At 38.0% G+C, this 21,959-nt stretch carries 20 protein-coding genes; 17 read left to right on the forward strand and 3 right to left on the reverse strand.

All coding sequences use genetic code 11. The features are described 5' to 3' along the window. Window positions 1-74 precede the first annotated feature (74 nt). The 17 genes from FGQ66_RS08805 to FGQ66_RS08885 all read left to right on the forward strand — a co-directional run bounded on the left by FGQ66_RS08805 (window position 75) and on the right by FGQ66_RS08885 (window position 17,783). Window positions 75-1,100, forward strand: a complete 1,026-nt coding sequence (locus FGQ66_RS08805) for a serine hydrolase domain-containing protein (RefSeq protein WP_113845290.1) — start codon at window positions 75-77, stop codon at window positions 1,098-1,100. Between the two features lie 38 nt (window positions 1,101-1,138). Continuing rightward, a complete protein-coding gene (manA, locus tag FGQ66_RS08810) occupies window positions 1,139-2,089 on the forward strand; it encodes a mannose-6-phosphate isomerase, class I (protein ID WP_081134576.1) in 951 nt (316 codons plus the stop codon). Window positions 2,090-2,480: 391 nt separating this feature from the next. Continuing rightward, entirely contained in the window at window positions 2,481-3,389 is a 909-nt protein-coding gene (rbsK, locus tag FGQ66_RS08815) for a ribokinase (protein ID WP_081134575.1), read from the forward strand. 18 nt (window positions 3,390-3,407) lie between these two features. Then, window positions 3,408-3,803 carry a D-ribose pyranase gene (gene rbsD, locus FGQ66_RS08820; RefSeq protein WP_005879297.1) on the forward strand — a complete coding sequence of 132 codons (396 nt, stop codon included), beginning with the start codon at window positions 3,408-3,410 and terminating at the stop codon, window positions 3,801-3,803. Between the two features lie 21 nt (window positions 3,804-3,824). Then, window positions 3,825-4,712, forward strand: coding sequence for a ribose/proton symporter RbsU (rbsU, locus tag FGQ66_RS08825; protein ID WP_081134574.1), 888 nt, complete (start codon window positions 3,825-3,827; stop codon window positions 4,710-4,712). 130 nt (window positions 4,713-4,842) lie between these two features. Further along, window positions 4,843-5,097 carry a hypothetical protein gene (locus FGQ66_RS08830; protein ID WP_005879293.1) on the forward strand — a complete coding sequence of 85 codons (255 nt, stop codon included), beginning with the start codon at window positions 4,843-4,845 and terminating at the stop codon, window positions 5,095-5,097. Between the two features lie 337 nt (window positions 5,098-5,434). Next, window positions 5,435-5,635: a hypothetical protein gene (locus tag FGQ66_RS08835; RefSeq protein WP_005879291.1), complete on the forward strand. Its 201-nt coding sequence runs from the start codon at window positions 5,435-5,437 to the stop codon at window positions 5,633-5,635. A gap of 75 nt (window positions 5,636-5,710) precedes the next feature. After that, complete coding sequence (locus tag FGQ66_RS15200; protein ID WP_171024589.1) at window positions 5,711-8,725, forward strand: LPXTG cell wall anchor domain-containing protein; 3,015 nt, start codon at window positions 5,711-5,713, stop codon at window positions 8,723-8,725. A gap of 144 nt (window positions 8,726-8,869) precedes the next feature. After that, a complete protein-coding gene (locus FGQ66_RS08850) occupies window positions 8,870-10,417 on the forward strand; it encodes an immunoglobulin-like domain-containing protein (protein ID WP_138302227.1) in 1,548 nt (515 codons plus the stop codon). 1 nt (window position 10,418) lies between these two features. Then, complete coding sequence (locus FGQ66_RS08855; protein ID WP_005879285.1) at window positions 10,419-10,622, forward strand: hypothetical protein; 204 nt, start codon at window positions 10,419-10,421, stop codon at window positions 10,620-10,622. A gap of 22 nt (window positions 10,623-10,644) precedes the next feature. Continuing rightward, on the forward strand, window positions 10,645-11,478 hold the full coding sequence (locus tag FGQ66_RS08860) for a VirB6/TrbL-like conjugal transfer protein, CD1112 family (protein ID WP_138302228.1): 834 nt from the start codon (window positions 10,645-10,647) through the stop codon (window positions 11,476-11,478). 22 nt (window positions 11,479-11,500) lie between these two features. Next, entirely contained in the window at window positions 11,501-11,884 is a 384-nt protein-coding gene (locus FGQ66_RS08865; RefSeq protein ID WP_138302229.1) for a PrgI family protein, read from the forward strand. Then, window positions 11,823-14,318 carry a VirB4-like conjugal transfer ATPase, CD1110 family gene (locus FGQ66_RS08870; RefSeq protein WP_138302230.1) on the forward strand — a complete coding sequence of 832 codons (2,496 nt, stop codon included), beginning with the start codon at window positions 11,823-11,825 and terminating at the stop codon, window positions 14,316-14,318. Before FGQ66_RS08865 ends, FGQ66_RS08870 begins: the two co-directional genes overlap by 62 nt. Before the next feature lie 90 nt (window positions 14,319-14,408). Further along, entirely contained in the window at window positions 14,409-14,531 is a 123-nt protein-coding gene (locus FGQ66_RS15575; protein ID WP_260607666.1) for a hypothetical protein, read from the forward strand. Further along, window positions 14,500-16,179, forward strand: coding sequence for a peptidoglycan amidohydrolase family protein (locus FGQ66_RS08875; RefSeq protein ID WP_230315275.1), 1,680 nt, complete (start codon window positions 14,500-14,502; stop codon window positions 16,177-16,179). The genes FGQ66_RS15575 and FGQ66_RS08875 overlap by 32 nt, the downstream gene beginning before the upstream one ends. Continuing rightward, on the forward strand, window positions 16,179-16,703 hold the full coding sequence (locus FGQ66_RS08880; RefSeq protein WP_138302232.1) for a hypothetical protein: 525 nt from the start codon (window positions 16,179-16,181) through the stop codon (window positions 16,701-16,703). The genes FGQ66_RS08875 and FGQ66_RS08880 overlap by 1 nt, the downstream gene beginning before the upstream one ends. Window positions 16,704-16,751: 48 nt before the next feature. Further along, window positions 16,752-17,783: a hypothetical protein gene (locus tag FGQ66_RS08885; protein ID WP_138302233.1), complete on the forward strand. Its 1,032-nt coding sequence runs from the start codon at window positions 16,752-16,754 to the stop codon at window positions 17,781-17,783. Window positions 17,784-18,056: 273 nt separating this feature from the next. Here FGQ66_RS08885 and FGQ66_RS08890 read toward each other — a convergent pair whose 3' ends face one another. From FGQ66_RS08890 to FGQ66_RS08900, 3 genes are all read right to left on the reverse strand, one after another. Beyond that, on the reverse strand, window positions 18,057-18,755 hold the full coding sequence (locus FGQ66_RS08890; protein WP_005879270.1) for a type 1 glutamine amidotransferase: 699 nt from the start codon (window positions 18,753-18,755) through the stop codon (window positions 18,057-18,059). Beyond that, complete coding sequence (locus FGQ66_RS08895) at window positions 18,748-20,100, reverse strand: Mur ligase family protein (RefSeq protein WP_005879268.1); 1,353 nt, start codon at window positions 20,098-20,100, stop codon at window positions 18,748-18,750. The genes FGQ66_RS08890 and FGQ66_RS08895 overlap by 8 nt, the downstream gene beginning before the upstream one ends. Before the next feature lie 325 nt (window positions 20,101-20,425). Next, on the reverse strand, window positions 20,426-21,820 hold the full coding sequence (locus FGQ66_RS08900) for a TrkH family potassium uptake protein (protein WP_373170868.1): 1,395 nt from the start codon (window positions 21,818-21,820) through the stop codon (window positions 20,426-20,428). Window positions 21,821-21,959 lie beyond the last annotated feature (139 nt).

The raw sequence follows: 21,959 nt of genomic DNA on the forward strand, positions 1-21,959 counted from the left end.
GCTTCTCCTGAAAGAAAGCTATATGCTTTGGGCATGGAACGAAAGAGTATCCTTCGAAAGAAAGGGAGAGGAACATGTATCCAGAAACAAAACAATTGATTTTAAAAAAATTAGAAGAAGGCTATTATCCTGGTGTCGTTGGCGCATTCATCCGAAAAGATGAAGTTGAACGTTTCTTTGCTGGAAACGCTCAGGTTGTCCCGGAGATCCAGCCTATGGAAGAAGACTTGCTTTTTGATGCAGCATCTTTGACAAAAGTGATTGCGACAACTAGTTTGGTCTTGCGTTTGTGGGAAGATGGAAAAATTGAGTTGGATCGTCCGCTTGCAGATTATTTACCAGCTTTTGACAATCAAACGATCACGATTCGGCACTTATTGACCCATACGTCTGATATCCAAACGTGGATTCCTGATCGTGATCAACTTTCACAAGAAGAGTTGATTGCTGCTTACCTTAAACTTCAACCAGGAGATCAGTTAGGAAAGGCTGTGAAATACACTGATGCAGGCACGATCTTGTTAGGGTTCATGTTGGAAGAGATTTTTCAAGAACCAGCAACAGAATTGTTCCAAGAACAAGTGTTGGAACCATTAGGGATGATGAATAGCCTCTTTTTACCCTATCCAACCAAACGAATCGTACCAACGCAACAATTGGCATCAGGAGAAGTCTTGCGGGGGATCACACATGACCCAAAAGCAAGGGTCTTAGCAGAACATGCAGGCAATGCGGGTTTATTTATCGATTTAGAAGATAGCATCAAATTTGTCAAAATGTATCTGGATAAAGGGAAAACTGCGAATGGTCAGTTTTTAGAAGAAAGAACGATCCAAGAGCTTTTGCAAGATCAAACACCACTTCAAAATGGAGATCGATCATTGGGATGGGATTTGAAAAGAGATGTGACCGATCATCATCCAATTCTCTTTCATACTGGTTATACGGGTACATTTTTATTGATTGACTTGATCGATCAAACAGCGTTCATCTTTTTATCCAATCGTGTCCATCCAGAAGACCATCGTGAGGCGTATATTGAATGTCGCGATGAGATCGTTGAAAATTTTTTGAAAGAGAAAGCGTTATTAAACAAATAATGCTATAATAATCATGAAAATCGAGAGGAGTTAGAATGATGCAAGAACCTATGTTTTTAAAACCAGTCTTTCAAGAAAAAATCTGGGGAGGTAGCCGGCTGAAATCCGTATTTGGTTTTGATATCCCTAATGACAAAATCGGGGAAGATTGGGCAATCAGCGCACATCCACATGGCGTTAGCGTTGTAGAAAATGGCGAATTCAAAGGTCAAAAATTAGATGATCTATGGAAAGAACATAAGGAGTTATTTGGTCATCCAACGGAACCAGTTTTCCCATTGTTAATCAAAATATTGGATGCTGAAGATGAACTTTCTGTACAAGTCCATCCAGATGATGCCTATGGAATGAAACATGAAGGAGAACTAGGAAAAACAGAATGCTGGTACATCATAGATGCTGAGCCAGGTGCTGAGATCATTTATGGGCATCATGCGAAGACCAGAGAAGAATTGGCTGAAATGATCAAAGAAGGCCGCTGGGACGATTTGTTGAAAAAAGTTCCCGTCAAAAAAGGTGACTTTTTCTATGTTCCTAGTGGAACGATCCATGCAATCGGCAAAGGAATCATGATTTTAGAAACACAACAAAGTTCAGACACGACTTATCGTGTGTATGACTATGATAGAAAAGATGCAAGCGGTCAGAAACGGGAGCTACACATCCAACAATCGATCGATGTGACTACTGTACCTGCAAAAACACCAGAATTACAAATCAAAGAAGTTCGAAAAGGACAATCTTCTATTGTTACTTACTTAGAAACTGAGTTTTTCAATGTGTATGAATGGGATATCAAAGGGATCACTTCTTTCAAAAAACAAGCACCTTATACATTGGCGACAGTAATCGATGGCGCTGGGGAATTGATCGTGGATAATCAGACATACCTGTTAGAAAAAGGAACAAGCTTCATTCTACCGAACGAGATCAACGAATGGACTGTTCAAGGAGAACTAACAATCATTGCCTCTGAACCAGGGAAATAATTCGTGCAAAAGTAACAGTGATAAAAATGTTCTTTTCTTTGAAAAAACCGTATAGAAGCAAGTGGTCGGACCAGAGATATTTCACTCCGAGAAATCAGTAGAGATTCACAGGCTTTCAACTTTTTGTGAATTTCAGTTTATTTCTCGTAAGTGTTGTTTCTGCGCCCACTGTTTATTCTTGTTAGAGCGTGAAGCAAAAGTATTCCCTACTTTTGCCTCACGCTCTTTTCATCGTATGTTTATGTCAGAAAATTACGAAAAATTACACTTAGTAGCAGAGTTCTTGAAATCACTTTCAATCTGTGGTATATTCTTTTTGTAAAGTTAAAACGTTTTAATTGTTGTTAAAAGAGTGTTTCAACTAATTTATAATGTAAATGGAGTGGTGGAAATGAACACTGTAACAGTTATCGGTAGTATCAATCTAGACCGTACGATTCGAGTAAAACATATGCCTAAACCTGGAGAAACGATCCATACAAGAGAAACTTTTTCAGCAGGTGGAGGAAAAGGAGCAAATCAAGCTGTAGCCGCTAGACGTTCTGAAGCAGATACTTATTTTATTGGAGCAGTGGGAACGGATGAAGCTGGAAAAACAATGAGTGAGCTATTAAGCCAAGAAGAAATCGATTTAACTGGTGTGGCTACATTAGAAAACCAAGCGACTGGTCAAGCCTATATCATCGTTGACGATCAAGGTGAAAATAGTATCATGATCCATGCAGGCGCAAACAACGCGTTTACCCCAGAACAAGTTAGAAAAAGCCAAGCAATCATCGAAAAGAGCGATTTTATCATTGCTCAATTTGAAAGCGCTATAGAAAGCACGATTGAAGCTTTCAAGATTGCGAAGAAGGCAGGAGTCAAAACGATTTTGAATCCAGCACCGGCATTAGAAAATGTACCAGAAGAATTACTAAAAGTAACAGATATGATCATACCGAATGAAACAGAAACAGAGATTTTAACTGGTGTGACGATCAGCGACGAAGCAAGTCTACAAGAAGCAGCATCCAAACTTCATGCGTTAGGAATAGAAGTCGTGATTATCACGATTGGAAGCAAAGGAGCTTTTTACGCGCTAAAAGATGGAAAAAATGGTATCGTTAAAGCGTTTAAAGTAAACGCCGTAGATACAACGGCAGCTGGTGATACATTCATTGGTGCAATGAGTAGTCTATTGGCAAAAGATTTTAGTAATTTGGAAGAAGCAATTCGTTATGGAAATAAAGCTTCTTCACTTACTGTTCAACGTTTTGGCGCACAACCATCGATTCCTTATAAAAATGAATTGGATTAAAGAAAGGATGTTTTTAGTATGAAAAAGTCAAAAGTAATCAATTCAGATATTTCTCGAGTTATCGCACAAATGGGTCATTTTGATAAATTGAGCATTGGTGATGCAGGAATGCCTGTACCAATGACTACTGAAAAAATCGATCTAGCTGTGGATAATGGTATTCCAAGTTTTATGCAAGTACTGAATAATGTTTTAGAAGAATTAGAAGTTCAGCGCATTTACTTGGCAGAAGAAATCAAATCAGAAAACCCTCAAGTATTATCAGAAATCAAAGAACGATTACCAGAAACGCCGATTACGTTTATTCCGCATAGTGAAATGAAGGCAGATCTAAATAATTGCCATGCATTTATTCGCACAGGGGAAATGACACCATACGCGAATATCATTCTTGAAAGCGGCGTTGTATTTTAAAACAAATAAGGAGGATATAGAATGAATGCGACAGCACTTTTAATTGGATTAGGACCTCTGTTAGGTTGGGGGTTATACCCGACGATTGCTTCTAAACTTGGCGGTCGTCCAGTCAACCAAATTTTAGGCTCTACTATAGGAACACTGATTTTTGCAATCGTTTTTGCAGTAATAAAAGGAATCGGCTTACCTACAGGAATGGATTTAGTCTTTTCGATCTTATCAGGTGTCGGTTGGGCAACGGCACAAATCATCACCTTCCAGTCATTCACATTGATTGGTTCTTCTCGTGCAATGCCGATCACAACCGCCTTTCAATTGCTAGGTGCATCTTTATGGGGTGTGTTTGCGTTAGGTAACTGGCCAGGTACTACAGCAAAATTACTTGGTGCATTTGCTTTAGTATTGATTATTTTAGGTGCTTGGATGACAGTATGGTCAGAAAAGAAAGATAAAGAAAACAGCAATTTGTTGAAAAAAGCAGTTCTATTGTTAGCTGTAGGGGAAATTGGTTATTGGGCTTACTCAGCTGCACCTCAAGCAACTTCGATTGACGGGATGCATGCCTTCTTACCACAAGCAATCGGAATGGTGCTAGTCGCAGTAGTCTACACAGCAGTTTTAAGTTTCAAAGGGAACGAAAAATCAGCGTTTACTGAAGTAGTTTCTTATAAACATATCTTTTCTGGTTTCTTCTTTGCCTTTGCTGCATTGACTTATCTTATCTCTGCACAACCTGATATGAATGGTTTAGCTACTGGCTTTATTCTATCACAAACATCTGTTGTATTAGCTACTTTAACGGGTATTTGGTTCTTAGGACAAAAGAAAACGAAAAAAGAAATGACAATTACAGTTATTGGTCTCGTGTTGATTTTAGCAGCAGCTACTATTACTGTATTGATTTGATCGAAGAAAGAAATTCATATTAAAAAAGAAGGAAGAGTGCACATTGCTTGTTCAAAGCGATGTGCACTCTTTCTTTTTTTTTTGGAAGAATCTCAATTAATTCGTAACTATAGAGTGAGGAGGGATATATGTGTTAAGGATCTGTTCGAAAAAAGCCATTCGAAGTAAAGCGTTAACTGTCCGTTTATTTAATGGTTCTACTTGGGCCAATTTAGGTAATGGTTACTTTATTGATCGTGAAACAAAACAGGAGCTGCCGGATTATAAACTTTATCGGCACATCAAAACAGCCGTGTCTTCAGGAGGGATGATTTTTGCCAAAAGAATGAATCCGACACAAGCATTGCAGTACACAGAGAGACCGCTTAAAGTGAAATCTTGGTGATTCCGATTCCTAGTCTGTTCTTTGAAAATTGCATAAAAAGAGCATCATTCGTATCGGATACGATGAGATGTGGATGATTGACTGTCAATCCATGTTGGTGCTCACTAAAAAGGCAGTACTGTCAGTGATGGTAAACTGGCAGATCATGTGTCCTTATAAATGTTTGATGAAAATGGAGCAAATAATTGCTAGTGATAGCTATTTGTTTGAAGAAGGATTTCTTACGTTTGTTTTTCTCAAGGTTTATTCGTGTCACAGGTTGTCTATTCCCTAAAATAGTCAGGTTGGCATTTATCCAAAAAGTGTCTATGCCAAAATGCTGAAAAGGAAGTTGAATATGACTGAAATACAGCAGTTGATAGCATTCATGCGTAGTGGTAAAAGAAAGACCATCAGTTTATCTGAGTATGAACGATCTGTTCATAAAGAAGGTTGGTCAACGGGCAGTAAAGCAAAGCTGATCAATCAAGTCCAAAAAAGTGGGATCTTACGCTATGAACGGTGTAAAAAAGGCTATGTGATCCGACTAGTTCGTTAAGTGAGAGTGCAATTTCACAAGTTAAAGGAACCTAATTTATAAAACAGACCTATCAATGATAACGGGAGTGATTCAATGAAGAAAAATAGACAGTTTTGTTTCCGATTGCTTATTCTGATTAGTTTACTGATCCCTTCCATTCTCGGAAGTTCCTCAATTATAGCGTTAGAAAAAATGACGGATGAAAAAGAACAGCAAACAACTTTTTTGCTGGAAAACCAATTGATGCAACAAGAAAACGGTAAACTGTATACGACAGTTCCTTCCAACTATATCCACTCTTCGATTCACGATAAGTTCGGAAGAATAGACACTCGGGATAATCAAATCATACATGTAGATCCCAATGCACACATTGCAAATATCGATATTTACTTATCCAATGGCGGTCGCGAGTATGGCTGGTATGGGAAACGAGTAAATGGCGAGATTGCACTATGCATCGAGCAAGGAGCAGCACTTAGTATAGGAAATAATGGGGGATACACAGCATCCCCGCAAAATACTGAACAACTGAAGAAAATCTCCTTGATCACCTATTATGGGATCATCGTCACTGGACATACACTCCAAAAAGAATTGATGACTCAAATTTTAGCTTGGGAACAGCAAGGAATTTATCCGACCAGTATTTCGGGAGTATTTACGATGGCAGACTATCAAACATTTAAAGCAAGTGTGATGACAAACGTCAATAAATTTTTTGTCAAACCAAGTTTTGATCGCCAAATAGTTGAATTGAAAGTCGGCGAAAGCAAGACGATTTTAGATACGACGGGGTCTTTTAGTAATTATGAATCCTCTCCTTCTGCTATAGCCCCAGGACTTATGGTAAACAAGCAAGGAAATCAGTTGACGGTCACAGCGACCAAGGAAGCAAACAAATCCGGAAATATCGATTTTCACTATGCCATTGCTAGTAGTTACCGTGGAGTACCACTGATTTACCAGCATCCTTATACGCAAAATATGATGGTAGGAAGAATAAATGATTTAACGAAGACAAGTTTAACTGTAAATGTCACGAAAAACGGCAATGCCCGTGTTCGCAAAGTAGATGAAACTACGAAGCAACCACTGGCAGGTGCCGTTTTTCGTTTTGCGACTTCAACTGGTCAAGTACAAGAAATCATGACCAATGCCGATGGCTACGCTACTTGGAATGAGTTGTTAGTAGATACAAAAGTGACGATACAAGAAATCAAAGCGCCAGATGGGTACATTTTGGATACGACACCACACACAATGACGATCAAAGCAAATGAAACAACGACTATCATCAAGGATAACCAAGAGCAACTAGCAAATCTACGAGTGATCAAAGAAGATGAAGAAACTGGCAATACCCCACAAGGAGCGGCACAGCTTATTGGCGCTGTTTATGAATTAACAAATGGCCAAGGAGAAACTGTGGGGCAAATAACAATGGAAGAAACGGAAGGAATCGTCCAAGGGCAAATAAAAGCGTTGAAACTAGGTACGTATACACTACAAGAAATCGAAGCTCCTAAAGGCTATACTCTTGATCCCACAAAGTATACCGTACACCTCACGTATGCTGGGCAAAATGAAACAGTCGCTATCCATAGCAAAACGGTGAAAAATCGTGTCATCAAAGGGCATATCGAAGGCTATAAATTTGGATCTCGTCCGTTGATACCACGTACGGTTCTGGAAAATTTACATCAATTGTTGACAGAAGATCGTGGGATCAAGCCACCACTGGCAGGTGTGGAATTAACCGCAACGTCCCAAACAACAGGAAAGAAGTATGTGGAAACGACGCAAGAAAATGGGTATTTTAAGTTTGAGGCTCTCCCTTACGATCGCTATATCGTCGAAGAAACAAAGGGGGTAGATGGTTATTTGTTGATTGAACCATTTGAGGTAGTTGTTACAGAAGATGGCTATACACATTTTTTCTTTTTAGAAGATAAAATCATTGAATCCCGGTTACATATCATCAAAGTAGATGAGGATACAGGAGAAGCGATTCCGTATGCAGGTGCGCAATTTAAAATCTTCGATACTTGGGCAGATGATGGTAAAGGGGCATTTGTCTCTATGCAAAAACCAAATGATACTGAAAGTACAACCATTTTTGAAACGAATATAAAAGGAGAAGTTCTGACAACTGACAGTTTACCATGGGGAAATGAACGTTACGAACTTCATGAAATCAAGGCACCAGAAGGATATCTACCATTAGAGAACCCCATCATTTTCAGTATCACTGAAAATGAGACGAATCCACTCATTCGATTAGAGGTACCGAATCGACTAGCACGTCAACCTATCAGAGTGATCAAACGTGACCGATTAAATGACCGCCCCTTAAAAAATGTCCTATTTGAATTGTATAAAATCGAGCAGGATGAGGAAACGAAAGAAATATTGATGGGTGAGTATGCCACAGATAAAGATGGAAAAATAGAAGTAGAATCATTGCCTTATGGAAAGTATAAATTTATAGAATCAGAACCCCTTGAAGGGTATCTCCCCTTAGAAGCGGCATTAGATTTTTCGATCACTGTAGAAAAAGATGGCGAATGGATCGTTCTAGAAGCCTATAATGAGCGTGAAGAATTAGTGGTTTCTTCCTTATTTACTGATGCGTATGGCAAAAAGGAAATCGATCCAACAGTAACCAATCGTTTGAAAGATATGGTCTGGATAAAAGGAGAAGGGCTTGAGATCGGTCATATGTATACAGTGGTCACACGATATAAAAATACTAAAAATGGTCAAGTCATCAGTGAAAATGTATCTACCTACACAGCGCAAAGTAAAGAAGATACCTTTGAAGTACTTCTTGAATTAAAAGCAAATGCATTGAAGGATGGGGAGCAGCTGACAGCGACCCACATCTTTTACTATGAAGAGGAAAAAAAGAATGAGGTGGCTCGTGAAGATGATTTGACAAACAAAGAGCAAACAATCCAAATGAAAAAAGTAAAAGAGCCTAAAAAAGAACAACCGATGTTACCTAAAACTGGTGATACTAGATCATTGATAGTCACATTCATAGGAGTTGGACTCGTTGCTTTGGTTAGTAGTCGAATCTATGGTCAACGAAAGAAAAGTAATTAATTGCTCAAGAGACCAAGAAAGGGTGTTAGACAATAAATGAAAAAGTTGCTCTTAGCTAGTCGATCTGAAAAAACAACAAGAAAGAACTATTATATTTTTATCAGTACACTGTGTGGATGGTTAATCGGATTAGGAAGCTGTCACATGATCAATGCAAAGCACCACCAAGAACAATCTGTTGAAAAGCAAATTACTGGCGTTTTAACAACGACAAAAAAAGAGACAACGGAAAACGAAACGATAGAAGAAAAACAGGATCCTGTTTCTTCAGTAATCGAACACTTTGCATCAATCGATCAAGTAACAGAGCAAAGTAAGCCCGATATTCGGCAATTAGAGAATACAACTGAGCATTTTACCACGATGCTTGTAAAAGAAAAAAAGAAAGTTGTTCAATCAGAAAGTATTATTAATGAGCAATCAAATCCGCTATCTCAGCCACTCGAATCTAGAGTCAATAATAAAGATGACTCTGTCACCACAATGTGGCAAGCAGCTAAACTAAACCTCCATTCGGCCTATCTCGTTGTCGAACAACATAGTTTCTTTGAGCCTTCTAACTATTTCACGATCATTCACGGGAGCGATCCGTTTCCTAACGTCAGTTACACCAATGTGGATACATCCATACCTGGTGAACAACAGGTGCGTATCCAAGTCACCGATTCTAAAGGACTTGTAACGACAAGTGAATTCACTATCATGATCAATAGCATACCAAAAATAACGGTTGAACAGCCACTTTTGTTTCAAAAAATAGGTCAACCACTGGATTTAAGAAAAGGAGTCTTCGCATCTGATAACGAAGAAGGAGATCTGACTTCCGCTATTCACGTTGAAACAAATCTAGATACAACTGTTGAAGGCGAGTACGAAGTGATCTATACGGTGAAAGATCGACATGGTGCACAACATGTGGCCCATGTAGAAATACGGGTAGTCAATGATGCACCAATCATTTCAGCACCTGTCGTAATCGAGCAGGTGATCAACGAGTCATTCAACATCTTCAATTATGTGGAAGTAACGGATGCAGAAGATGGAAACATCCCATTGAATGAAACCAATATTGTTGAAACTAATTTCATCTCAAATAAAGAAGGCATCTATTATTTTAAAATCGGCAACGTAAAGGATCAATATGGAAAGCTGGCAGTGGAAAAAATAGTTGAAGTCACCATAACAAATGAGGCACCTGAGATCATCCAAGCAGATATGAAAGTGAATGTTTTTTCACAACTATCGAAAGAAGCTTATTTGGCACAAGTGATTGTTTCAGATCGTGAAGACTCCGAAAAAAAACTAACTGTTGAGGTAGATGAAGATTCATGGAGTCAAGTCAAGACCAGTGAACTAGGTGAATACCGTGTTTTACTTCAGGTGACGGATACGAATGGAAAATCTTCGAAAGCATACGGAGTGATCACTGTAATTAATGAACCACCTGTTTTTTTAGGTGTAAAGGACCGAGAAATAGTTGTAGGTGAAGTATTTGATCCATTAGCAGGGATCACAGTTCATGACAAGGAAGAAAAGCTACTTCCAGAAATAGAAGTAAGCGGGACATTCAATAGTACTTTACCTGGTACGTATCTCGTGTATTTAAGTGTCAGAGACTCTTTTGAACGTGTAACGACCAGTTATCAATTAAAGGTTCTTGCAACAGAAGAAAATATGGAAACGGGGGAGTGAGATGGACTATTTTGAACAGGCAATGGCATTGTTTTCCAAAGGAATACTTGCTTCTGGAAGTTTACTTACTGTATGGGGGATCATCCAACTAGGCATGTCGATCAAAGAACATAACGGCCCAGCAATGCAACAAGCTATCTTTCAAATTGTTGGCGGTGCAGTGATTCTCGCAGCAGGTTCTTGGATAGCAACGATTTCGATATAAGGGGAGGAGCAACGCATTATTCATGGATAGAGCCATCGAGTTTGTTTTAAAGACGATTGCAGAACAGTTGAATTTTTCAAATGATCCCCAAAGTGTATTAGTACAAAATCTAGAGACCTACTTACCAGATATTTATCACTATAGTTTGCTGATCATGGATATTGTGGTGAAGCCTATTGCCTATTCGGTCTTAGGCTTTTTATTGCTTTTAGAATTCCATCAGATTGCTCAAAAAATTTATAGTAATTATTCGGCATTCGGAGGATTCGAATTATTCCTACCACTTTTTTTAAAATTAGGGCTCAGTTTATTGGTGATGCGGAATTTAACCGTGTTTATCCATGCGATTGTTGGTATTAGTACAATCATCAATGTTGGGATCGGTGAGCTAGGCATACAAGCTGAGATGGACCAAGTAGTTGATTTCTCCTTGATCATGGAGCAAGAACAAGCAATGAATTTTTTTGAGAAACTAACGCTTTTACTACTGTTATTCATTCCCTTAGTCTTATCTCTACTGACAAATATCATGACAAAAATCGTTGTATTTTTGCGTTTTTTTGAGCTGTATTTCTACTTTAGTCTTTCTCCTATAATTTTAGTGACGTTTATTCATGAAGAAATCAATCAAATCGGTAAAAATTTTTTTCGAATGATCTGTGCCTCTTCGTTACAAGGTGTCTCATTGTTCATGGTACTGAGTTTTTATCCACTGTTGGTACAAACCCTTTTTTCAATTCAAGAACGCCAAGGATTGATCACTGTCATCTGTATCATCTCGGGGAATTGTTTGACTTTATGCATCAGTTTATTCTATACGAACAAGTGGGCGAAGGCGATAATGGCTGTCGCTTGATAGACTGCAGTAGGAGGTGAGAATGATAGCAATTGACGTCCCGGTTAGAAAAGAAATTTTACTATACAAAGAAAAGCTGTTTTTTGGATTTTCATTAAGACAATTTATATCAATGATGATAACCTTGAGTATTACGCTGATCGTCGGTCTTTTGAATCATTTTAGTTGGCAATTTTCTATTGATGATCTCGGCATCGGTTTGATGGCAATTAGTTCACCCATCTTATCTTTTGGTTGGATCAAACCTAATGATCTGCCTATGGAAAAATATCTACAGATTCGTTGGCGTTATGTTAAACTCGACAGCTATTATACTTATCCATCTATCATGGAGGTGAGATTGGATGAGACCTTGGCAAAAAAGGAAACAAAAAGAAGCAAGAAATATACAGAATACAGCAATTAAGAATTCTAAATTTTTACGCGTACTAAAAAAGCAAAAGCAACAGCGTGGAAAAAGACAGAAAAAGCAGGCACCTAAACGTGATGTCCAATCAATGCTACGTTATGAAAAGATGTTTGAGAGTGGGATTTGTGAATTGAGTACAAATTACTATTCCAAGAGTATCCAATTTTCTGATATCAATTATCAAATCGCCTCTAAGGAAGAACAACAAAGTATTTTTACTAAATACTGCGCATTGCTGAACAGTTGCGAAGAGACGATGCACTTGAATGTTACACTCGTAAAAAAGAAAATCAGAAAGAAAAAATTAAAGAAGGAGCTTTTCTATAAAAAAATAGGCAATGCGCATGATGAGTATCGCGAAGAATTGAATGATCTATTGAGTAAAAAAATCCATGGAGGCGAGAACAACTTCATCAAAGAAAATTATTTAACATTCACCATGCCTGCCAAGGAACTGGATCAAGCAAAACAGCTATTAGCTAGAGCCGAACAGACATTGAGCGATAGTTTAACAGAAATCGGTTCGAAATGTCAAAAAATGGACGGATTGAGTCGATTACGGCTGATACATCATTTATTACACTCAACTGCTTCTTTTGATTTCAACTATTCTGATCTCATCTATAACGGATTATCTACAAAAGCAAGCATTGCACCTATGAGTCTAAATGTTAAAAAGAAGAATTATTTTGAAATAGAAGAGTCGTATGGGCAAATACTATATTTAAAAGACTATCCTGCTAATTTAACAGATAAAGTTATTTCAGGATTGCTGGAGATTCCTGAAGAAATGACATTGTCTATTCATATTGATCCCATCGCCTCTGACCAAGCGAATCATCTTATACAAAGAAAACAAGCCTATATGGAAGGAGATAAAGTTGCTTCCCAAAGAAAAGCGCTACAAAAAGGATATGATCCATATTCTAGTGTTCCCTATGAGTTGACAACCAGTATTGATGAAGCAAAATTATTACTCGATGATTTGAGAAAAGCAGGACAAAATTTATTTTTTGTTTCTATTTTCGTTTATTTTAAAACAGACAAAAAAGAGCTGTTAGCGGATATTGCAAAGCAGGTGCTACGCATAGGCAGAAAGTATGGCTGCGGCTTTAATCATTTAGATTATTTACAGATGGAAGGCTTGAATTCTGTTCTTCCTTTTGGCAAAAATTGGGTCATGACTCAGCGGACCCTTACAACTACAAGTACTGCAATCTTTCTTCCTTTTACAGCACAAGATCTTAGTCATGAAAATGGAAAATATTATGGAAGAAACGAATTAACAAAAAATGCTATTCAAATTGATCGTAAGCGATTGAATACACCTAGCGGGATGATTTTAGGAAGTTCAGGGTCAGGAAAAGGTGTAGCCAAAAAATATGAAGAAATCACTACGCTATTAAAAAATCCAGAAGACGAAATCATTTCAATCGATCCAGAAGATGAAGATACGCGGATCGGAAAAGCTTTCGATGCACAAATCATCAAAATTGCACCAAATACAGATACTTTCATAAATCTATTAGATATTTCAGGTGATTTTCAAGGTGAAACAGATTCAATAAAATTGAAATCAGATTTCATTCTGACTGCTTTTGAAGCACTGATTGGGGGTACTGTGGGCTTGAATTCTGCACAACGTTCGATCATTGATCGAGTGACTCGGCTGACTTATGTCCAGTATTATCATTCAGCGAGAAAAAGCATGCCGACACTGGGAAATGAATGGTTTTCCTTATTAAAAGAACAGCCAGAAGAAGAGGCACAGGCGCTTGTCTTGGACTTAGAATTGTATATTGAAGGATCATTAGCTATTTTTTCTCGTCCAACCAATATCCAGTTGAATAAGCGATTTATTATCTACAATACCAAACAATTAGGTAGCCAATTAAAGACTTTTGGCATGATGGTTGTATTAGAACAAGTGTGGAATCGAGTGGTTCGTAATCGGGAAAAAGGGATTACAACTTGGATTTATATCGATGAGATGCAATTGATGCTGAGCGATCCTTATTGTGAAAACTATTTTTTTGAATTGTGGAGTCGTATTCGAAAATGGGGAGCTATTCCGACAGGGATTACGCAAAATGTAGAAACTTTACTACTTTCAGACAAAGCACGCCGAATGTTGAGCAATACTGAATTCATCATTATGCTAAAACAAGCAAAAAGTGATTTAGATGAACTGGCTTTGCTTTTTCACTTATCTGCTGAACAGCAAAAGCAATTGATCCATCCTGCGAAGGGCGCTGGGCTGATACGAGCAGGTCAGGTGATACTACCATTTTCCAATATCGTAGAATCACCTTCCAAACTGTATGAATTGATGACGACAGATCCAGAGGAAAGGATAAAAGTAAAACAAGATGCAGCTCAAGAAAAGAGAAGTGAGGGACAAGATCAAGCAGATAGAGGAAGTACGGAATAGAATTTTTCTCAGGAAAATAAGTAAATCACGTGTAGAAAGAACAGTAAATTTTTTCTTTTTTCAGGGAAGACGAAGTAACAAAAAAAGAGAATGGAAGAAATCATCGACACAAAGTTTTTTATTGAAATTTGCAGCAGTCCTTACACTTTCATTGATAGTTATGATAATGGGGATCTTCAGCATGGTTTCTTCAATGGTGACCCAGGCGGATGAATTAGAGTTGACAAAGGTTTGGACATATTTAACAGAATTAGATGCAGACAAGACACTGATTCTCAAAAAACATTCAGGCACTAAAATCAATCACGAGCGTACCGAGCATGTAGCAAAGACAATCAAAAGTGATATTGATAGCATTCTTTCCTATTTAGATATACAAGCAGATGAATTCCAGCTAGCAAATCAAGCATTCAAAAGTAAATTGAACTTGTTACATGATCAATTGTGGGAACTTGATCCAGATACCAAGAACAGCCAACTAAGGACTCGGTATTTGAGTCAAATCATCGAGTGGTCAGAGGAATTGAAACAACGGCTGCATCTTAAAATGGAAATTGGACCATACAACCATCTAGTTGAGTTGCATTCGCCCTTCAAAGAAGGAAACATACAGATCAATCAGCGCTATGGCTATTACGTGAAAGGTCAGGGAAAGGCGTGTTTCAACGGAATCAAGCTACAAGCAAAGGAGAATGAAGAAGTTTTTGCTCCTTTAACTGGTAAAGTAATCATTGCTGATGGTGCGATTCACGTCGAATCACATGATCGGAAACTACGGTTGACAAATGTTTCACCACTGGTCAACAATACCTCGGAAATCAAAGCAGGTGAACTTATCGGGAATGTGATAAAAGAAAATGAGTTGACGATTGAATATTCGAAAAAAGCAAACATGGTAAATCCTAGCTTTTATTTTCCACAAGTAGCATATGTGGAAAAAACGGATGAAATGCTAGATTTTCAAAATCAGTCATTTGATGAAGGACGCTTTCGTCAAATCATTGTCCTACATTGTCATGCTTTTAGTGAGAAAGCAGACAAAATCATCACAGAAGCAAAGAAAAACGGTCTTTCGCCTGTCATTTTTGCTGCGATCATGATCCATGAAAGTGCTTGGGGAACAAGTCAGGGAATTATTGAAAACAATAATCCAGCCGGTTTGATGTCTGAAAATGGGCTTGTTAGCTATCCAAGCTTAGATGAAGGGATTGAAGCAACAGGAAGAACGCTAAAAAATTTGATAGTGGAGCGACAGCTTACAACGGTGGAACGACTTGGCAGTGTGTATTGCCCAGTAGGTGTAGACAACGATCCAACAGGACTGAATCATTACTGGGTGCCAGCTATCAAGCAATTGTTGGTTCAGTTAGGAGGAAGTACAGATATGAGTTTGCTCTGGAACTCTGGCTCGTCTTTCGCTCAACAGCTTTTAGTGAAAGCAAAAAGTCTGCATCAAACAAATGTCCAATATTCACAAGGAAGCAATCGAGGAACATGGCCATATCATGACTGTTCTTCTTTTGTGATATGGGCAATGAATGAGCTAGGGAGCAACATACCTTTTGGAAACACAGAAACTCTATATGGTTTGGAAGGAACAGTTTTGAAAGCAATCACTCGCAATGAGATTAGAGTGGGTGATTTATTTATTTGGGGAGAAAAGGGAGGCTCAACCGGTGATTATGGTCATACAGGCTTTTTTTTAGACAATGAAGGACAAACAATCTTACATTGTACACCTGCAACGAAAAAAGGGTTTGGTCAGAAAGGAGATATTGTGATCACGCCATTTGAAGGCTATTATGGAGATGCACAGGCAGCCCCAGTTTATTTTTACCGGATCGTAGAAAGGAACGACTAATGATGCGTCATAAAAAAGCTTTTGTTTTGGCTGGGTTATTTTTTTGTTTAAGTACAAGCGTGATGTTCAGTATAGGAAGATCACTTGAAAAGGGGGCATATTTGCAAGAAAAAGCACATGATCCATCGGTAGAAGCGCTGAAAGATACACAAGTAAATAAATTTTTACTCTCATTTTTTTCATTTAAAACAAGTGGAGAAAATTATTCAAACTATGAGATTTTTTTGACAGAAAAGGCAAAAGAAAATGAAAAATTAAAAATTGACCAAGGAAAATCAAATCCGCATTTTTTTAGTCACTCTGTATTTCTTGACAGTAAAAATTATATTCGAAAAGAAAATGATCGGCGTTTCGAAGTTATAAGTGAAATAAAGAGAAAAATTGATTTAGTCAATCAAGAAGGAAACGTAGTGACAAGAAATCTTGAAAAAATAGTAACATTAAAGATTACTTATTTGTATGATGAAGTAAAAACTGATTATTTGGTAGATGACTATGAATATTTGGAATTCTCAAAGCCTTGATAGCAGACAATAAAGTGAAGCGTGGTCCAATAAAAAAGGGTGTTTTTAGTGGCAAAAGAAATCGTACTGATTGATCGGATACAAAGACTAGGGATAGAAGAAGACCGATTACCAATTTTTGAGGCACTAACGCTATTAGAAAACATAAATAAGCAAACAGTGAATCATTCAGGCAGTTGTCGAATACGGATCTATAATCGAAGAAATCGACTGCTGTATACGTTAGAATTGCAGTTTCCTTTCAAAGATCCCATCGAAGAGATCATCGCAGCGCATGTCAATACAGTAGAAATGGATGAAACTACTGTAAAGAAAGGGAGATTTAAGGAGCGTAATAATCCGTTAAAAATGCGAAATGATACAAAGACTGGTAGATTCAATACATTTGCTAAACGATGCATTCTTTTGAGTATCAGTATAGCGACTTTCATTATTTTGGGAAAACTCACCTTAGACTATTTTTTTGTTCCTTCTGAAAAAACAGCAAGCGAAATGCTGGTAAAACAAGACAGCTGGGAACAATTACTACAAAAAAAAGCCTACTTTGAAGCAGTAGAAGCTTATCCGCAACAGCACGATGAATTGATCGACTATCTAGTTGAGGAAAAGGAATATGTCTGGTTAAAAAAAATAAATGATCGATTTCCATCGGAAAATGCTCAGTTTGATCTAGCATTTGTGGCGAAAGAATGGCAAAAAGTGATCGGACATTATCCTAAAACGTTGTCAGAAAGACGGCAAGTAATGCTGGCATTGGCCTACCTTGAATTAGAGATGTTGGCAGAAGCAGAAGTATTGAATAAACGTTTGAAAAGCGATGAATTATCCAGAAAATTAGATGAAGGCTATCAACGGCAAGCACTAGCGTTTCTGAAAGAAAGAAAAATCTCAGAAGCCCAACAAGCGCTTGAATTGATTAATCAGGAAGAGGAAAAACAAATTTTACGTGCATATATCGATCAAACAATGATCATCAATGATTTCATTGAGCTTTATGAGAAAAAAGAGGATCATAAAAACAGTTCTTTATGGCAAGAGAGATTAGAAAAAATAGGGGAGGGGGCTGTGGAGACAGAGTGAAGGCTTAGTGTTCAACTTAGGTGATAGCACAAAAAATGGACAAAAAAGAGACAAGGGAACCATTCATTCGAACGAGGCTGGGACAGAGGTGTTTAAATCCGAGAAATAAGAAGAAATTAACGAAATTGCTTTTCAAATTTTTGTGAATTTCGGCTTATTTCTTAGAGTTGATTCTGCTCCCACCGTTTATTCGTTTTTAAAGAATGGGACAAAAGTGTTTTTTACTTTTGTCCCACGCTCGTGTGTCAGAATCGATTCTCTGTCTCTTATTTATTATGCAAGTGCTTCTTGCAACGTTGGTAAATCTAAATCTTTTCCGTATCGTTGTTCCAAGGATAAGCGAATCAGACGTTCTGCCAGATGTTCGTTTCTAGCAAGGATCGGACCATGGAAATAAGAACCGTAGACATTCTTATAGATCACACCTTCGGATTTATCTTCTCCGTTATTCCCTTGGCCTTGAACGACTTTACCTAAGGGACGTTCACCCTCACCTAAAAAAGTTCGCCCATTGTGATTTTCGAAACCATAATACGTTTCATCGAATTCTTCATTATGGATCACGATGTCCCCGATAAAACGATTGTTCTCTTGGCTTAGTGTGTAGTGATCCAGAGCACTGATTCCTTGGATCTTTTCGCCATTTGCGCCCATATAGTAATGGCCTAAAAGCTGATAGCCACCGCAAATAGCCAACATTACGCCATTATTCTCGATATAGTTTGTCAATGCTTCTTTCTTCTCTTGGATATCTTTTGATATGATCAATTGCTCAAAATCTTGTCCTCCGCCAAAGAAGACTAAATCGTATTTGTCAGGATCAAAAGGTTCATGGATGCTGACGATTTCAGTATGGCAGGTAATCCCTAACTTCTTTGCTACATATTTGAGCATCAATAGATTTCCGTTATCACCATAAGTATTCATGAGATTTCCATAAAGATGAGCAATAGTCAATTCATAATTAGCCACGATTCATCCCTCCTTTAATAAATCCTTGGTTTGCTAGTTCTTTACGCAACTGTAAGACAGCTGTATAAGTAGCTAAAATATAAACATGGTCAGTCGGTAGTTTTTTGATTGCTTCAATCGTTTCCGCAATTTCTTTCGTTTCCGTGATTTTTTCCTCTGGTACACCCGCAACTTTTAGACGTAATGTCATATCCGTATGACGGTCACCACCTGAAACGACAGCAGGGATATCCATAGTTGCAAAATCTTCGAAGTTCCCATCCCAAATCCAACTAACGTCGATTCCGTCTGCATAATTAGCATTTAATAATGCAACAAGTGAGAACGGATAAGGTGCTAAACCGATCATGTCGATCACCTGATTGATCCCAACAGGATTTTTTACAAGGACCAAGGTGCATTTTTTGCCTGCGATATCGATGATTTCTTGTCGCCCAAAGACTTTTTCATCATAGCCAAGTCCTTGCTTGATCTTTTCAGGAGTAACGCCGTAATATTCTGCAACAGCGGTAGCTGCTAATGCATTGTAGACATTGTACATTCCGCCGACTTCGATGCTGTATTCATGGTCATCGATGACGAAATCAGCAGATACATTATCCATTCTTACCATGTCAGTCAAGCGATAATCTAATTCAGGTCGCTTAAAATCGCAGTTTGGACAGTAGTATTTCCCCAAATTAGCATAAGTGATCATTTTATAATGTAAGAGATGATGGCAATTCGGACACAAAACACCATCTGTATTGTAGTGAGCCAGTTGTTCACGGTCTTCTTCATGATCAAATCCGTAATACTTGCGTGGATTAACTGTGTCAACAGAATTGAAGATCGGTGAGTCACCATTGCTGATGATTGTAGCTTCTGGAGACTTTGCCGCACCATCAACGATCATTTTATAGGTCGTATAGATTTCCCCATAACGATCCATTTGATCACGGAAGATGTTCGTGAATAAGAATAATTCTGGTTTGATGTACTCTGTCACTTTACTTAAACTAGCTTCATCGATTTCTAGTACAGCGAATTTCTTTTGTCCCTTTTTTTGTTTTGCTTGTAAAAAGGTGGAGACGATTCCTTGGACCATGTTAGCTCCTGTCGGATTCGTTAAGACTTCGTCGTATTGCTGACGTAATATATTTACAGTTAAGGCTGTAGTGAGTGTTTTTCCGTTTGTACCGGTTACTACGACTACTTGGTAATCCTTAGCTAAGGTATCTAAAAGATGTGGATCGATCTTAAGTGCAAGTTGACCAGGTAAACTTGAACCTCCTTTTAAGAAGGTTTTTAATGCCCATTGTGATGTCTTTCCGACAGCAATCGCAAATTGGCTGCGTATTCCCATTATGTAACCTCCAAAAACGTCTTAGCGACGAGTAAATTCAACTAATAATACCATATGTTCAAAAAAAGGTTAAATTGCTTTTCTTTTTTTTAAGAAATGATTACGATACCAAGGAAGAAAAACGAAAAAGAAACGCGATCGTGCCATGTTTCACTCCGAAAAATGAGAGATCACGGAATTTGTTTTCAAATTTTTGCAGATTTTGACTTACTTCTGAAGGAGTTGTTTCTGCTCTCACTGTTTATTCGTTTTTAAAGAATGGGACAAAAGTGTTTCTTACTTTTGTCCCACATTTCACGCTACTTATTCGAACAGAGTGAAGAAATCAACCGATAATGATTTTTTCAGTTGGGTATTCGTAACCTAAATCTCGTGTTTCTTTAGGAATAAAGAGCATCAGTGTATAAAGCATGCCGATGCGGCCGATGAACATCAGGGCCGCAATCGTAATTTTACCAACAATCGATAAGTCTCCAGTGATCCCTAAAGAAAGACCAGTGGTTCCAAAAGCAGAAGTGACTTCAACAATGATTGAAATCAAGGTCTGATTTTCAGTTGCGGATAAGAAAACGATGCAAAAAAAGCACATTCCCAAAGATAACATGAAGACAACAACAGATTTTCGCACATCATCTTCGTCGATTTTTCGACCGAATATATTGATGTTATCTTCACTTTTAAGGAACGAATAAAGATAAAGGCCAATGATCGCAACAGTTGTTGTACGGATACCACCACCAACTGAACTAGGGCTACAACCGATAAACATGAGTAAGGAGAAAACAATCAATGTAGTGATTTGGAAATTTCCTAAATCATGGATCTGCAGACCAGCATTTCTTGTGGTCATAGAATAAAACATCGAATTGATCCACTGGACACTTAAACTAGCATCTTGGAATAGATGATCTTTCTCAAGAAGATAGATCAAGATGGTTCCTCCAATGAACAAGATGACAAAGGCTAGTACGGCTAACTTTGTAAAAAGGGAAAAACGAAATGGTAGCTTGGCTTTCGATCGTTTGTAAAGCAACCATTCACGAAACTCCATCAAGACAGGGAAGCCGATCCCTCCGATAAAAATCAAAAACATGATAAGGATCAAGAAAAGATAATCATGTGCAAAGGGTTCGATGGACTGGCCTGTCACATCAAAACCAGAGTTAGTCACAGCAGATATGGATTGATAGAATCCATAAAAAATGGCATCACGCCAATGGTCAAAATAGCCTCGATAATAAAAATAAATCGAGAAGAATGTACCAAAAATGATTTGGAACCACAGCAAGATCGTAAATGTGATCCGAATCAGACGAACGATTCCTGATAAACGTGGTTGATTCATGTCTGTCATGATCAATTGTCTTTGTCTCAAAGTAATTCTCCGTTTAGAAAAGATGATGAACGCAGTAGAGATCATCATGATACCCAAACCACCGACTTGAAACAAAACTTCAAGTAAAATGACACCATTATCATTAAATACGGAACTGATATCAAAAGTCGTCAGTCCAGTAACACTAACTGTACTGATAGCCATGAACAACATATCAACAAATGGAACATGACTATCTGGTTGACGAAAAATAGGAATATAGAAGAGCCCTAAAGAAACGATCGTCATCAATACGTAATAAAAAACAATGATCTGGATGGATGAAAAATGGGTTGTAGCATAACGCTGACTTCGCCGTTTTAATTTTCGATAGAAAAGGTTCAATTGCAAGATGCGACCCTCCTTTATAGGTTATTTCTTCTAGTATACCGAGGTTGAAAAAAATACTCAAAGAAATTCTAAACAAATACGACGTTATCTTTCGATTTAGGAGTAAATAGCCTATAATAAGAGATATTTGAGT

The sequence above is a fragment of the Enterococcus sp. BSD2780061688st2 D3 genome, assembly GCF_005844145.1.
GTDB lineage: Bacteria > Bacillota > Bacilli > Lactobacillales > Enterococcaceae > Enterococcus_B > Enterococcus_B durans.